The sequence below is a fragment of the Trinickia violacea genome, from assembly GCF_005280735.1.
GTDB classification, from domain to species: Bacteria; Pseudomonadota; Gammaproteobacteria; order Burkholderiales; family Burkholderiaceae; genus Trinickia_A; species Trinickia_A violacea.
The window spans coordinates 1,721,622-1,736,703 of record NZ_CP040078.1; the positions used below are offsets into that span (position 1 = coordinate 1,721,622).

The following is a 15,082-nucleotide window of genomic DNA, read 5'->3' on the forward strand; positions in this document are numbered from 1 at the left end:
CAATGGGGAGCGGGCGATGCGCGCGATAGGTGGCATGCGGTATGCCAGATACCGCATGCTGCATGCAGCGAAGCCACTGAGAATACGCGCTTTCCGCAACGCTTGCTGACGGCCGAAGGCGTGGCGGATGAGGACGGGAGCAGGAACCCGCTGTGGCCGGTTCGAGGCGGTGCCGGCGCTATGACAGCCGCGCTGAGGCGGGCACGCGTCCGGCAACCCGCAAACGATTGCCCGTTAGTGCGAAAGGGACACTAAGGGAACGTAAAGGGACACTAAGCGCTTTCCTGCACGCTCGCGCGTGCGAAGTTGAAATTCGACAGGGCCGCGTCGTTCGAGGAGCCGATCGAGCGCAGATGCTTGCTGCGGATGTTCAGGTAGTCGCCCAGCGCATGCAGCGCCGAGGGCACGCGCCGCAGGTGCTCGTCCTCGAGCATGACCTGCGTGTCGCTCATTAGCGACGCGAGCAGCTCCAGCGTATCGGCAACGGCTTCGAAGTCCTTCAACCCGAGCGCGAACTCGGCGGTTTCGACCAGCGTGTAGTCGCTGGGATAGGCGGCATTTCCCATGATCGCTTGCTCCGCTCAATAGATGGGCTGGACAAAAGGGGGGCCGGGCTTCCGGCATTCGGCGCGTGCGTCGCGGGGGCGGCTCACGCGTCGCTTCCGATGGCCCCCAGATTGTCGAGAAGTTCGTCCTGCGCGAGTTCGGGGTAGGGCTCGCCGGACATCCGCATCGCGACCGCCGTGGCGACGGTGCTTGCGTAGACGTTCAGCGCGGTGCGGCCCATGTCGAAGAAGGCGTCGATGCCGAGAATCAGCACGACGGCTTCGGCAGGCAAACCGATGGCCGACAGGATGACGGTGATCGCCACGATCGCACCGGACGGCACGTTGGCGGCGCCGTCGATCGTGATGATCGTGAGGATGGCGATCGTGAAGAGCAGCGGCCAGCTCCAGGTCAGGTGATACGCGTCCGCGAGGTAGCCGACCGCCAGCGCGGTATAGAGCACCGCGCCGTCGCGGTTGAAGATGTACGACAGCGGCAGGATTGTCGACGCAACGGATTTCGGCACGCCCATCTCGGTCAGCCGTTTCAGGTGAACGGGGAACGTGATTTCCGAGGACCGCGTCGTGAACGCGAGAATCAGCGGTTCGCTGACGCGCTTGATCACCGCGGCCGGCGACAGGCCGATCGACTTGACGATCAGCGTGAGCAGCAGCGCCAGGATCGCCATCCCGAGATACGCGACGCCGAGCAGCTTGAGCAACGGCAGGATCGCGGTCAGCCCCTTGGCGCCGAGCATCGACGCGAGCCCCGCGAAGATCGCGAGCGGCGAGAGCGCGATGATCCACTCGGTCATCTTGAAGAGGGCGCCGAGCAGCGACTCGACCACCGCGATGAACGGCGCCGCGCGCTCTTCGATCGTGGACAACGCCGAGCCGAGCAGCACGCCGAACACGAGCACGGGCAGCGCGTTGCCGGATGCCAGCGCGCCGACGATGTTGGTCGGCACCATGTCGACGAGGAAGTTGGTCCAGTCGATGCTGCCCGCGAGGTTCTTCGGCATCGCGGCCGTTTGCGTCATGGCCGCGTTGAGACCCGGCCGGAAGAACATGTTCAAGCCGAGGCCGAGCGCGCTGGCAATGAGCGTCATCAGCACGAAGAAGGCGATGCTGAACAGGACGGTCTTGCCGAGACGGCTGCGTTGCACGCCGAGCCGGAACACGCCGACCGTCACCGAGAGCAGGATCAGCGGCATGACGACCATCTTGATCGCGTGTCCGAACATCGTGGCAAGAAACGCGAGCTTGGTGCCGGCCGACGGCGCGAAGATGCCGAACAGAACGCCCAGTACGAGCCCGGCGAGCATTTGCACGGGCATGGAGATGCGTTTACGCGGTTGATTCATGTTCGCCTCGGATGATTTTGATTCGTGCGTCGGTGCCGTCGATGATGTGGTTCCACATGTGCCGCCGTGCCGCTTCGGGGTCCTTGGCGCGGATCGCCGCGTAAATCTCGAGGTGCTCCAGCGTGCCCCGGCGGACCGTCCCCACATCGCTGCGCTGCAGCTCGTTGAGCGCGAGCCCGGTCTGCACGCGCAGCATTCTGTATGTGGTATACAAACGCTCGTTTTTTGAGGCCGCGAACATTTCCTGATGGAACACCCAGCCGATCCGCTGTTCGACCATCACGTCGGCCGAGTCGTCGTCGATCAGCTGCTGTAGTTGCTCGGCGGCCTGGGTCAGTCCTGAGGTCGCCCCGTTGACCGCGGCGAGGTAGGCGGCCGTGCTTTCCAGCGCAAGCCGGACTTCGAAGATTTCGCGCAGGTCGTCGAACGTCGGGGCGGCGACATAGGTCCCTTTCCGCGGGACGACTTCGACCAATCCTTCGACCACCAGCCGCTGTATCGCGGAACGCACGGGCGTGTGGCCGAGCATCAGCTCGTCGGCCATGTTCCGCGGCGAAACCGGACGGCCCGGCGCAAGGCGGCCATCGAGGATGCGAGAGCGGATCTGGACATAGGCCGCCTGCGTGTCGGATTGATCATTCACGAGCATCTGAGATCTCAAGATTCTTAAATAACCAAACTGAAATTAAGACGAGTCCGAGAATACTCAGTCGTGTTGAGTTGCACACCTGTCAGATTTATGAGGTATCAGGCCGAACATCGGCCTCGGGATGCTTTGAGTGTTGCGTAGCGAACAAAGACTGGGTAGCGTGCACGCTTCGGGCCCGCTATTAGCGGGAACAGGCCCGAACGGTTCGACCTCGGCACGCGATGAGAACAAAAGCAGTCGAATACAGAATCCGTCGATCCATTGCCACGGGGATAGCTCCGACTCATGTCCGACCATCACATGCTTTTCTCTGTCTGCTCCGTTTCCGCGGAGCAGGTGTTTCCGCTGCGAAGCGAAGTCTTGCTGGACGGCAAGGCCGAATCGTGCCGCTTCCGCCACGACGAAAACGACTCGACCTTGCATCTGGCGGTCTACCGCAACGAGAGGATCGTTGCGGTCGCAACCATATGCCAGGAATCGCTGCCCGGCTCCGAGAGGCACGATGAGTGGCGACTGCGCGGGGTTGCCGTCGAAGCGAGGTTGCGGGGCTATGGTTTGGGCCGGCTCCTGGTCAAGCTGTGTCTCGACCACGCGCAGAATGAGGGCGGGCGGCTCGCTTGGTGTACGGCGAGAGAGTCCGCGCGCGGTTTCTACGAGACGCTGGGATTCGCCTCTTCCGCGCCGCCATTTCAACTGCCGTCGCGCGGCGACGTGCTTTTCCACGAAATGCACTACGTTCTGCCGGTCGAGGCCGTATCGAAAACCGGCTGAGACGCTGCCTCCGACCGCTGTCAAATGCGGCTTTCAAATACGGCTGTCAAATACGGCTGTCAAATACGGCTGTCAAATACGGCTGTCAAATACGGCCGTCACATACCGGTCACACACACGAATCGCCAACCCGGCGTATGCTCCCGGCTGTGCGCAACATCCCGCCGTCTGCGGGGTGGCTTGTCTACCCCCGAAGGGGCTGCCCGGGAGATTCCAATGGACTGGAACCGATTCGAACACGGCTGGCGCCGCGCTCCGCTCGAGGGCCCGGCGCAGTCGCTCGTCGTGCTGCTGCACGGTGTAGGCGGCAGCGCGCTCGACCTCCTGCCGCTCGCCGACTCCTGGTGCCAGGCCTTGCCCGACACGGCCTTCGCATCGCTCGACGGCAGCGAGGCGTTCGACGGCGGCGCGGGCGGCCGTCAATGGTTCAGCCGGCGCGAGATCGACGAGTTGCGCCGTCCGTTGCGCGTCGCCAATGCGTATCCGGCGCTGCATCGCATGCTGAGCGGCGAACTCGCGCGCTACGAGCTGGATTTCGATTGCCTTGCGATCGTCGGCTTTTCGCAAGGTTCGATCATGGCGCTGCATCACGTAGCGACGAATTCCGCCGGCGCGGCGGCCGTGGTCGCCTATTCGGGCCGGCTCGCGTCGCCGGTCGGGCAGCGGTGCCGTGCGTCCATCACGCTCGTGCACGGCACCGACGACGACGTCATCCCCGTGCTCGAACTCGAGCGCGCCGCGCACGCGTTCAGCGACGCCGGCTGCGCGGTCGAGGCGTATGCGCTGCCTTCCGTCGGCCACACGATCTCCAGTGACGGCGCGCTGCTCGGACGCGACGCGCTGGTGCGCGCGCTCGTCGAGCGCCCGCGCGTGCTTGCCCACTTGCGCAGCAAAACCGCCATCGGCGCCCATAAAACGCTCTGACGTGCGCGAGAAAATCGCTAGCGTTCACCAATTGTTCTGAACATTGGGTTTTCCCTGGCCTAAAGTTATGGCGAGGGATGCCGTAATTCGCTTATCGGCAGGGTGGATGTAGACCCTTCGGCCCGCGGCGGCGGGTAGCCTGCACGACGCAACAACAATCAGGCCGCTGGCGAGCGAGTTACTTCAGAGGCTACGATGTCGCACACACCATTCTTTGGACGATTGTTCCAGCAAAGCGTCGCGGTCGACCTCGGCACGGCAAACACGCTCATTTACATGCGCGACAAGGGCATCGTGCTGAATGAGCCTTCCGTGGTGTGCTTCCAGAAGCACGGCATGCCGGGGCCCGGATACGCGCGCATCGCGGCGGTGGGCACGCAGGCCAAGCAATTGCTCGGGCGCTCGCCCCTCAACCTCGAAGCCGTGCGGCCGATGCAGCACGGCGTGATCGCCAATTTCCCCGCAGCCGAGCAGATGTTCCGCGAATTCGTCGACATGGCGCAGCTGCGCTCGCTCTTCGTGCGGCGCGCCGAGTTCACGGTTTGCGTGCCGTCGAATGCGACCGACGTCGAGCGCCGCGCGATCCGCGAAGCGGCAATGGCGGCGGGCGCGTCGAAGGTCAACCTCATCAGCGAATCGCTTGCCGCCGCGGTCGGCGCAGGGCTGCCGGTCGGACAGGCACGCGGTTCGATGGTCGTCGCCGTCGGCGGCGGCACGACCGAGGTCGGTGTGATCGCGCTTGGGGGCGTGGTCTACAAGGGCTCGGTTCGCGTCGGCGGTGATCAATTCGACTCGGCGATCATCAACCACGTGCGCAACCTGTATGGCGTCGTGCTCGGCGACCAGACGGCGGAGTACGTGAAGAAAACCATCGGCACGGCCACCTACGACGTTCCGCAAGAAACGATGCGGGCGACCGGGCGCAGTCTCGAGGATGGCTTGCCGCGCACGATCGAATTGTCCAATCACGACGTCGCTGATGCGCTCGCCGTGCCGCTCAAGCAAGTGATCGGCGCGGTGAAGGCGGCGCTCGAAAATGCGCCACCCGAGCTCGTGACCGATATCGCCGACACCGGCATCGTCCTGGCCGGCGGCGGGGCGCTGCTCGCGAATCTCGACCGGCGGCTCGTCGCGGAGACGGGGTTGGAGGTGCGCGTCGCGGACGAGCCGCTGACCTGCGCCGTGCGCGGGGCCGGCGCCGCGGCAGAACGGGTCGATATGGGCGCGTTCGAGTAAGCGGCTGCGTTTTCCGGCGAAGCGGTGCTACCATCGCGGCTCTCAGCCGTTGCTCTCCCGATCTCCCGCATCGCCCCATGCCAGCCATCAGCCAACTCATCGTCTATCCGATCAAGTCTTGCGCCGGAATCGCGTTCGATACCGTCCGTCTGCTGCCGTATGGCCTCGAATACGACCGCAACTGGATGCTCGTCGACGCGGCAGGCCGATTCATCACGCAGCGTACGTTTCCGCGGCTCGCGCTCGTCAAGGTCGAGATCGGCGCATCCGAGCTCATCGTTTCGGCGCCAGGCATGGATGCATTGCGCACGCCGCTCTCGGCTGACGATTTGCAAGGGGCTCCGGTCGTCAAAGCAACGGTCTGGCGCGATACGGTCGCCGCGTTCGATACGGGGCCCGATACGGCCCGCTGGTTTTCGGCGTTTCTCGGCACGCCGGTGCGGCTCGTGCGTTTCGATCCGTCGGCGCTGCGCCTTGCGATCCGCACGTGGACCGGCGACATCGACGTGCCGACCCGCTTCGCCGACGGCTACCCGCTGCTCGTGATCAGTCAGGCATCGCTCGACGACTTGAACGAGCGGCTCACGCGCAAAGGCGCGACCGCGATTCCGATGAACCGCTTTCGTCCCAACATCGTCGTGACGGGGCTGGAGGCGTACGAAGAGGACTACGTCGAGACGTTGCGCTGCGAAGGCGGCGACGCAATCGAGTTGCGCGTGGTGAAGCCGTGCGCGCGCTGCCCGATGCCGACCATCGATCAGGCGACCGGCGCGCCCGATCCGCAATGGCCGAACGAGCCCACCGACACGATGAGCGCCTATCGCGCGAACAGCCGGCTCGACGGCGCGCTGACGTTCGGCCAGAACGCGATCGTGATCGCCGGCGCCGGCGCGCACCTCGCGGTCGGGCAAAGCCTCGACGCGGAGCTGGGCTTCGGCGACTAGCACGCTCACCGCTTTGCTTTAATCGAACCTCTACGTCCCCGCGAAAAATGGATTTACCCGACGAGCCCGATTCGCGCGCGGCAGCGCCGCACGTGTCCCGCTTCACGGATGCCGTCGACCTGTCGTTGCGCGAAATCGAATTGGCAAGCGGCTTGCGAATGCCGTATGTCGCACGCGGCGAGGGTCCGCTGCTGCTGTTCGTGCACGGCTCCCTCTGCGATTACCGCTACTGGCAGCCGCAGCTCGATGGGCTGTCGGCGCGCTACCGCTGCGTGAGCGTGAGCCTCACGCACTATTGGCCGCTCGCGCGCATAGCGGCCGACGTCCCGTTCAGCTGGAGCCGCCACGCGGACGAGCTGGCCGACTTCCTCACGCGATTGAATGAAGGACCGGCTCACGTGGTCGGACATTCGCGCGGCGGTTGCGTCGCGTATCACTTCGCGCGCCGTCACGCGCAGCACGTCCGCACGCTGACGCTCGCCGACCCAGGCGGTCCGCTGCAGATTCCAGGGCGGCCGCAAGCGCAAATGCCCGAAACCGTGAACGCGCTGCGCGCCCGCGCCGCGCAGCTGATCGAGAGCGGTGAGATCGACGCGGGGCTGCAACTGTTCGTCGATTCCGTGAGCCGCCCGGGCTTCTGGGAAAAGAGCACGACGGCGTTCCGCACGATGGCGACGGACAACGCGGGCACGCTGCCGCGTCAGTTCCTGGATCCGCTGCCTGCCTACCTCGCGGAAGATGCCGCCGAGGTGCGCTGCCCGGTGCTGCTGATCGACGGCGAAAAGAGCCCGCTGATGTTCAAGCGCACGGTCGCCGCGCTGGAAGCGTGGCTCGCGGACGCACGCCGGCAAACCGTGCGCGGCGCATCGCACGGAATGAATCTCGCGCATCCGTCGGCATTCAACCGCTTCGTCGACGAATTCATTCGCAGCGTGGCGTGAATGAAGTGACGGATGCGTGTAACGTCACCGCCGTGACGCGAGCGCAACGCATCGCCTCGTTGAACTTCCGGTTTGCGCATACCTCTCTACAATCGGAACGACGTCGCGCGTGTGGGCCTGGAGTAAGTGCTGAAGCGCTAACTCCAGACAACCACAGCATGGGACCAGAGTAAGAGCTCTGCATGGGGCTGGAGTAAGTGCTGAAGCACTAACTCCAGCCGACAGCTAAAGCGCTAATTCTGGTCGACACCGCTATTGCACGGAGGCAAGACGATGCTGGACCCAGAATCACTCGGCGGAATTAGCCCAGGCGAGCCGCCCGAGCACGAGCATGAACCGGACGGCGCATTCATCCCGACCGAAAACCCCAACATTGCAAGCGCAAGCCAGTACGTACTGAAATCGGGCGACACCTTCGTCGTCAACGATCCGCTCGGCGACATCATCGGCCACGACGACGGCCTGTTCGTCAACGACACCCGCGTGCTGTCCCAATTGCGCCTGACGTTCGGCGGCCGCGCGCCGTCGCTCCTGTCGGGCAACGTCAGCAGCGACAACACCGCATTTACCGCGCACCTGACCAATCGCCCGCTGCCGCCGCTCGGCGGCGCGGTGACACCCGAAGGCGTGATCCACGTCGAGCGGCTGCGCGTGTTGAGCGGCACCGTTCTTTACGAAGCGATTACGCTCACCAACTATGGCATGACCGATGCGGTCGTGCCGCTTTCCGTTTCGTTTGCGAGCGACTTCAAGGACATGTTCGAAGTCCGCGGCCTGAAGCGCGAGAAAAAGGGCGCTGTCGAGCCGGCGCGCATCGAGAACGGTGAAGTGCTGCTCGGCTACGTGGGGCTCGATCGCGTGGAGCGCGACGTGCGCATCGCGTTTTCGCCGGAGCCCGACAAGCTTCTTTCGGACCGCGCCGACTATTCGGTGCAACTGCCGGCGCAGGCGTGCGTGTCGGTGTATTTGTCGGTGGCGGTGCAGGCGCGCGCGCAGCAGGGCGCCGCTTCAGGCGCGGACGTGGCCAAGCCGCCGCACAGCGCAAGCCCCGCGCATTTGACTCAGATCGATGCCGTCCGACCGCGCGTGGGCCGCGCCGCGGTGCGGGCCGCGCTCGTCGATGCGCACTTGGCGATGCGCGAGCGCCGCCGCGCGACGGCGCGTGTGAGATCGAGCAATCCGCTGTTCAATGCCTGGCTCGACCGTTCGTTCGCGGACCTCGGTTTGCTGACGACCGATCTCTCGACCGGGCCGTACCCCTACGCCGGCATCCCGTGGTTCTCGACGCCGTTCGGACGCGACGCCATCATCACCTCGCTGCAGACGCTGTGGCTGCAGCCGCTGCTCGCACGCGGCGTGCTGCGCTTTCTCGCCGAGCACCAGGCGCATGAGGACTCGGCGTTCCGCGATGCGTCGGTCGGCAAGATCATGCACGAGATGCGCAAGAGCGAAATGGCGGCCACGGGCGAGGTGCCGTTCGCACTCTATTACGGCGGTGTCGATTCGACGCCGCTCTTCGTCGTGCTCGCGGGCGCCTATGCGGCGCGCACGGGCGATATGGCACTGATCGACGAATTGTGGCCCGCGCTCGAGCGCGCGACGAGGTGGGTCGCGGGCGTATGCGACAAGAACCGTTTCGGTCTGCTCGACTACCAGCGCGCCTCCGACGGCGGCCTCGCGAACCAGGGCTGGAAGGACAGCCACGATTCCGTCTTTCACGCGGACGGTCGCTTCCCGGAAGGGCCGATCGCGCTCGTCGAAGTCCAGGCTTACGCGTGCGCCGCGTTCGACACGATGTCGCATTTCGCGACGCTGCGCGGCCATCCCGCCGATGCGGTGCGCTACAAAGCGCGCGCGACCGCGTTCCGCGAACGCGTCGAGGAAAAGTACTGGATGCCCGAGGAAGGGTTCTATGGCATCGCGCTCGACGGCAAGGGTGACCTGTGCCGCGTGATGGCATCGAACGCAGGGCACCTGCTCGCGTTCGGACTGCCGGGGCGCGAGCGCGGCGAATCGGTCGCGCGTCATCTGGAATCGACGATCTTCCACACCGGCTGGGGCGTGCGCACGCTCGCGGCGAATCAGACGCGCTTCAACCCGATGGCGTATCACAACGGCTCGGTCTGGCCGCACGACAACGCGTTGTGCGCACGCGGCCTCGCGCGCTATGGCGACAAAGGCGCGGCGGTGCGGCTGTTGCAGGCGCTCTTTCAGGCAGCGGTCAATTTCGACATGCGCTTGCCCGAGCTCTTCTGCGGGTTCCCGCGCCGGCGCGGCGAGCCGCCCACGGCCTATCCTGTCGCGTGCCTGCCGCAAGCATGGGCCGCAGGCTCGCCGTTCATGATGCTCGAGGCGTGTCTCGGCATGTCGATCGACGCCGAGCGTCACGAAGTGCGGATCGAACAGCCGGCGTTGCCCGAGGGCATCGATTGGCTCGAGGTCGGCGATTTGCGCGTCGGCGACAAGACGGTGTCGATCATGTTCAGCCGGGTCGGCGGCAAGGTCGTGGCGTCTGCGGAGCAGGGCGACGTGCGGGTGGTGGCGTTGCTGTAGGCGGCAGGCTGACGGTCGACGTTCGACCGTCAGCCTGTGATCACCGCTTCAGCCGTTCATCAGGACTGCTTGGCTAGCTTCAGAATGGTCAGCGAATCTCGGCGGTACCCCGGCAGTTATCTCATTTTCTCTCGCTGGCCTGTTTAAACAGCGCTTATGATCAATTCAACCGAAGCTGATCCTCTGCCGGTGAACGGGTTTTCGCGTTAGCGTGCTGGAGTCTTGCACTTCCTGAATGCGGGTAGCGTGGTAACCCGCGTGCTGCGCGCCGCAGGAGAATCGAGGATCTCGCGACATGCAAAATTCCGGATATGAACCGATGGTCTGCGGCGATCTGCCGATACTGGTGGTGACGCCGCACACAGGCACGGCGCTACCCAGCGAACTGCTGCGACACCCCGCGTGGGTGCCGATCGAGGGGCGGCTCGCTGATCCGGCCGGCACGCTGCTGCGCTCGGCGGCGAGGCGGGCCGGCGCTTCCGTATTCTCGGCGCACTACCATCCTTGCGTGATCGATTTCAACGTCGCGGCGGACAACCGTTCGCTCACACCCAGCCTCAATCGCCTGGGACTCTGCCGCACGCATACGTCGCGAGGCGAGGCGCTTTACGAACCGGGCGCGGAACTCTCGGCCGACGAGGTCGAGCGGCGCGTCGAAGCCTACTGGCGGCCGTTCCACCGATGCGTCGCCGACGAATTGAGCCGTCTTCGGGCAAGGCACGAGCATGTTCTCCTGCTCGTCTCGCATGCGAGCTTCTGGCTGTCGCCTTACCGTCTTCAGCCGGGCGGGATGGACTGCAACGTCGGGACCTATCGCGGCGAATCGTGCGATCGCCGGCTGGTGTCCTCGCTCACCGAGGCGGTTCAGGCACACGGGCGGTCGTGGGTCGTCAACGGCAGGATCGCCGACTGTTTTGCGGCGCAGCATTATGGCCAGCCCGCCGCCGGCGTGCACGCCATCGAATTGGAAGTGGCCGGCCGGTGGCGCACCGACTGTACCGCCTGCATCGACGAGGCGGCCGCGGGCAGCGCCGGCCTCGAAGCCGTGTGGCTCGACGTGTTACGCGCGCTCGAACTGCGGCTGAAGCAGCTTTCGCGGGCCGAAACGCTTTGAACGAATGGGTTCGCGTCCCGTAGAATTTGATCCATTGGCAGCGCACAGTCTTTTCCTCAGCGCTGCCGTGTCAGTTTCGGCTGTTCAACCTCGCCGACATGAAAGACAGTGCACCTGATCAGATTCCCGACTGGGACCTGCTGGCAAGCTGGGTTGCCGTCGTAGAGACCGGCTCGATTTCCGATGCGGCGAGCCGGCTCGGCATTTCGCAGGCGGGCGTGTCGCAACGTATCAAGGCGCTGGAGGCGCTGCTCGATACGACGCTGCTCGATCGGGCCACGCGTCCCGCGCGGCCCACGGCCGCGGGCCAGCGGCTCTTCGAGCATGCCAACGTGCTGATGCAGGGCGCCCACCAGATGGTGGAGAGCGTGCGCAACGTGACGCGCGCCAAGCGCGTCGTCGTGCGTCTCGGCTGCATCGATTCGTTTGCCGCCACCATCGGTCCGATCGTGATACGGGCGCTCGCGGACACCTCGCATTCGATCCGTATGTGGTCGGGCATCACACCCACGCTCGATGGGCAGCTCGAAGCGCGTCAGCTCGACATCGTCGTCACCACCAGCAGCACGTCGCAGGCGCCCGGCGTGCGCCGCCAAAAGCTCTTTTCCGAGCCCTATTTCGTGGTGCTGCCGAAGAGCTTCGAGATCGACCGCTTCACCACGCTCACCGAACTGAGCCGTCATCTGCAACTGATCCGCTATAGCGCGCGCTCAATGATCGGTCAGCAGGTCGACGGCTACCTCACGGCGCACGCGGAGAACATCGAACGCACCTACGAACTCGACGCCACCGACCCGATGCTCTCGCTCGTGGCGGCCGGCCTCGGGTTTGCCCTGACGACGCCGCTCTGTCTTTGGCAGTCGCGTCACTATGTGCCGGATGTCCGGGTCGTGCCGCTGTCGTCCTTCTCCCGGCACGGCCGCCCATACGAGGGTCTGAGCCGTGCGTTCTACCTCGCCTATCGCGAGAACGAGCTGGGCCGTCTGCCTGCGGATCTGTATGAGATGCTGCGGCTCGCCTACAGCCGGCAGGTGTCGCGCGACATCGCAGCCGCGATCGGACTCGATGCGCGGGACATCTGCGCCCTCGACGAAACGTGACGCGCTGCGCGGCTTCGCGGGTGGCCGTCACGGTCCGCGCCGCATCGCCGGACGGCGGTCCATAACGGCCAGCGATCCTATGCATAAGGGCACTTGAAGCAAGTGCCTGTTTTTTTGGCCACCACTACGCTCGATTCTGCATCCGACCGGCCGGAGTCAGGCGGACTCCCGAGGCCGCACACAGGCGCCGGCCGGCCATCCGTCCCACCGTATTCGAAGGAGCATGGGTGAATTCCAGTCCAAACTTTCCGTTGCCGGTCAATGAACCCGAGGTGCATTTCGGCGCCGGAACCGAGGCCGCGGCGCAACTGCGCCAGGCGCTGAACACGCGCGACGTCGTCGAGATTCCAACCGTGATCGGCGGCAAGCGCTACTTCTCGAATAACGTCGTCGAAGTGCGTGCGCCGCACGACCACTCGCGTCTGCTCGCGCGCATTCACCGTCCGACCGAAGCGCAGATCGGCGAGGCGATCGCCAATGCAAAGTCGGTGTCGCGCGACTGGGCGGCGCTGCCGCACGCGAGCCGCGCGACGGTCCTGCATCGCGCGGCGGACATCATCGCGACGCGTCAGCGCATGCGCATCAATGCCGCGACGGTGCTCGGCCAGAGCAAGACCATCGACCAGGCCGAGCCGGACGCCGCCTGCGAACTGATCGACTTCCTGCGCTTCAACTCGTACAACGCGCAGCGTGTCTACGCCGAGCAGCCGATGTCGGTCGCCACCGCCGTCAACCGCACCGACTGGCGTCCGCTCGAAGGCTTCGTGTACGCCGTATCGCCGTTCAACTTCACGGCCATCGGCGGCAACCTGACGACGGCACCCGCCATCATGGGCAACACCGTGCTGTGGAAGCCGTCGGAAAAGTCGGCGCTGGCCAACTGGATTTTCTACGAGGCGCTGGAAGAAGCGGGCTTGCCTGCCGGTGTCATCAACTTCGTGCCGGGCGAAGCCGAACTGACCACGCGAGTCGTGATGGATTCGACCGATCTGGCGGGCATCCACTTCACCGGCTCGTCGGCGGTGTTCCAGTCGCTGTGGAAGGGCGTCGCATCGAAGGTCGACGCGTTCCGCACGATTCCGCGCCTCGTCGGAGAGACGGGCGGCAAAGACTTCGTGCTTGCGCATCCGTCCGCGCATCCGGCCGAGCTCGCCATCGCGCTGATCCGCGGCGCGTTCGAGTATCAAGGCCAGAAGTGCAGCGCCGCGTCGCGCGCATACATTCCGCGGAGCCTGTGGCCCGCCGTGCGCGAGCAGATGGTCGAGCGCCTCGCGCAACTGAAGGTGGGAGACCCCGCCGATCTCGGCAACACGTTCATGGGCGCGGTGATCTCGCAGGCTTCGCACGCGAAGCTGACGGCTGTGCTGAACGCGGCGAAGGACGACAGCGGAGTCACGGTCGTCACCGGCGGCAAGACGTGGTCGGAGCCCGGTTTCTTCGTCGCGCCGACGGTGCTCGAAGTCTCGGATCCGAAGCACGCGCTGATGACCGAAGAGCTGTTCGGGCCGGTCCTCTCGGTGTTCGTCTACGCGGACGATGCCTGGCCGGACACGCTTGCGCTGATCGATTCGACGAGCCCGTACGCGCTGACCGGATCGATCTTCTGCACCGATCGCTTCGCGCTGCGCGAAGCGGAAGCCGCGCTGGTGAACGCAGCCGGCAACCTGTATCTGAACGACAAGCCGACCGGCGCGATGATCGGCCAGCAGCCGTTCGGCGGCGGCCGCGCGAGCGGCACCAACGACAAGGCCGGTTCGTACCTGAACCTGCTGCGCTGGACGTCGCCGCGGGTGGTCAAGGAGACGTATCTGCCGTCGCGCGAGTGGTCGTTTGGCGGCTGAAGCGGGCATGGCGCATGGCCGCGATGGGCCGCTTGATTCACGCGCTCTTATGGAAAGGCTAACGGCGAGTGATGATGTGAGCAGGGTAATTTTGGCTTCATATCGTTGTAACCAGCCGATGACCGGATGCATGACGCGCAAAGCGGCCTACCTTCAATAAAACACAGATCTGAGACGATGAGCACGAACCACCCGTATGCAGGGATCCTGACAGCGGTGCCGACGCCGCTCGACGCGAGCGGCCGCTTCAATCCGGCGCCGCTCGCACAGCATATCGCCAACCTCGCGGCGGCAGGCGCGGACGGCATCGTGCCGCTTGGCGGCAGCGGCGAGGCGATTGCGCTGACCGCGTCCGAGCGTCTTCGCGTGGTCGCGACCGCGCTCGAAGCGGGCGCGGGCAAGATGCACGTCGTGCCGGGCGTGCTGTCGCCCGGTCTGGGCGATGCCATCGAAGCGGGCAAGGCCTACGTCGCCGCCGGGGCGAAGGCGCTGATGGTCGTGACGCCGTACTACTACCGTCCGTCGCAGGCCGGCATCCTCGACTACTACAAGCGCTTCTCGGACGAAGTCGACGCCGACATCATCCTGTACGAGATTCCTTATCGCACGGGCGTGTCGATGCACTACGAAACCGTCGACAAGCTCGCGGACATGACCCGCGTGGTCGGCATCAAGGCGTGCAATCCGGACCTCGCGCAACAGATGCGCGTCGCCGAGCTCGCGAAGGACAAGATGGCGATCCTGACCGGCGAGGAAGACGTCCTGCCGCTACACGTGGCGATGGGCGCGGTGGGCGCGATCATCGTCAGCTCGAACCTGATCCCGAAGCATTGGGCAGAAGTGCTGCGTCTGGCGATGAACGGCCGGCTCGCCGAAGCCGTTGCGCTGCACGCGTCGATGCGTCCGCTGATCGACGCGATGTTCGCCGAGCCGAATCCGGCGGGCGTGAAGGCGGCATTGCAGCTGCGCGGCCTCGATTTCGGCGGCCTCGTGCCGCCGTTGATGGCGGCATCGGACAGCCTGCGCCGCCGCCTCGCCGATATCCTTGCGCCGCTTGTCGCGCGCGAATCCGAGTGGACCGCTCGTTCATAACCAGGGGC

The 15,082-nt window shown here is 65.3% G+C and carries 13 protein-coding genes; 10 read left to right on the forward strand and 3 right to left on the reverse strand.

Features of this window, described 5'->3' with window-relative positions; all coding sequences use genetic code 11:
• Nucleotides 1-272 precede the first annotated feature (272 nt).
• From FAZ95_RS29835 to FAZ95_RS29845, 3 genes are all read right to left on the reverse strand, one after another.
• Complete coding sequence (locus FAZ95_RS29835) at nt 273-566, reverse strand: hypothetical protein (RefSeq protein ID WP_137336038.1); 294 nt, start codon at nt 564-566, stop codon at nt 273-275.
• Nucleotides 567-649: 83 nt separating this feature from the next.
• Nucleotides 650-1,909 (reverse strand): dicarboxylate/amino acid:cation symporter, encoded by a 1,260-nt coding sequence (locus FAZ95_RS29840; RefSeq protein ID WP_254700341.1) that lies wholly within the window; start codon nt 1,907-1,909, stop codon nt 650-652.
• Nucleotides 1,893-2,558: a GntR family transcriptional regulator gene (locus FAZ95_RS29845; protein ID WP_137336039.1), complete on the reverse strand. Its 666-nt coding sequence runs from the start codon at nt 2,556-2,558 to the stop codon at nt 1,893-1,895. The genes FAZ95_RS29840 and FAZ95_RS29845 overlap by 17 nt, the downstream gene beginning before the upstream one ends.
• A gap of 360 nt (nt 2,559-2,918) precedes the next feature.
• On the opposite strand from FAZ95_RS29845, the gene FAZ95_RS29850 reads away from it, so the two are divergent.
• The 10 genes from FAZ95_RS29850 (at nt 2,919) to dapA (ending at nt 15,074) form a co-directional block, all read left to right on the forward strand.
• Complete coding sequence (locus FAZ95_RS29850) at nt 2,919-3,329, forward strand: GNAT family N-acetyltransferase (protein WP_254700342.1); 411 nt, start codon at nt 2,919-2,921, stop codon at nt 3,327-3,329.
• A 216-nt stretch (nt 3,330-3,545) separates the two neighbouring features.
• Nucleotides 3,546-4,253, forward strand: coding sequence for an alpha/beta hydrolase (locus tag FAZ95_RS29855; RefSeq protein WP_137336040.1), 708 nt, complete (start codon nt 3,546-3,548; stop codon nt 4,251-4,253).
• A 195-nt stretch (nt 4,254-4,448) separates the two neighbouring features.
• Nucleotides 4,449-5,489: a rod shape-determining protein gene (locus tag FAZ95_RS29860; RefSeq protein WP_137336041.1), complete on the forward strand. Its 1,041-nt coding sequence runs from the start codon at nt 4,449-4,451 to the stop codon at nt 5,487-5,489.
• A 77-nt stretch (nt 5,490-5,566) separates the two neighbouring features.
• Nucleotides 5,567-6,433, forward strand: coding sequence for an MOSC domain-containing protein (locus FAZ95_RS29865; RefSeq protein ID WP_137336042.1), 867 nt, complete (start codon nt 5,567-5,569; stop codon nt 6,431-6,433).
• A 158-nt stretch (nt 6,434-6,591) separates the two neighbouring features.
• A complete protein-coding gene (locus FAZ95_RS29870) occupies nt 6,592-7,374 on the forward strand; it encodes an alpha/beta fold hydrolase (protein ID WP_137337670.1) in 783 nt (260 codons plus the stop codon).
• A 273-nt stretch (nt 7,375-7,647) separates the two neighbouring features.
• Complete coding sequence (locus tag FAZ95_RS29875) at nt 7,648-9,927, forward strand: amylo-alpha-1,6-glucosidase (RefSeq protein WP_137336043.1); 2,280 nt, start codon at nt 7,648-7,650, stop codon at nt 9,925-9,927.
• Nucleotides 9,928-10,246: 319 nt separating this feature from the next.
• On the forward strand, nt 10,247-11,041 hold the full coding sequence (locus tag FAZ95_RS29880; RefSeq protein ID WP_254700343.1) for an N-formylglutamate amidohydrolase: 795 nt from the start codon (nt 10,247-10,249) through the stop codon (nt 11,039-11,041).
• 98 nt (nt 11,042-11,139) lie between these two features.
• Nucleotides 11,140-12,141 carry a LysR family transcriptional regulator gene (locus FAZ95_RS29885; protein ID WP_137336045.1) on the forward strand — a complete coding sequence of 334 codons (1,002 nt, stop codon included), beginning with the start codon at nt 11,140-11,142 and terminating at the stop codon, nt 12,139-12,141.
• 227 nt (nt 12,142-12,368) lie between these two features.
• Nucleotides 12,369-13,982: an L-glutamate gamma-semialdehyde dehydrogenase gene (pruA, locus tag FAZ95_RS29890; protein ID WP_137336046.1), complete on the forward strand. Its 1,614-nt coding sequence runs from the start codon at nt 12,369-12,371 to the stop codon at nt 13,980-13,982.
• 177 nt (nt 13,983-14,159) lie between these two features.
• Complete coding sequence (dapA, locus tag FAZ95_RS29895; RefSeq protein ID WP_137336047.1) at nt 14,160-15,074, forward strand: 4-hydroxy-tetrahydrodipicolinate synthase; 915 nt, start codon at nt 14,160-14,162, stop codon at nt 15,072-15,074.
• Nucleotides 15,075-15,082 lie beyond the last annotated feature (8 nt).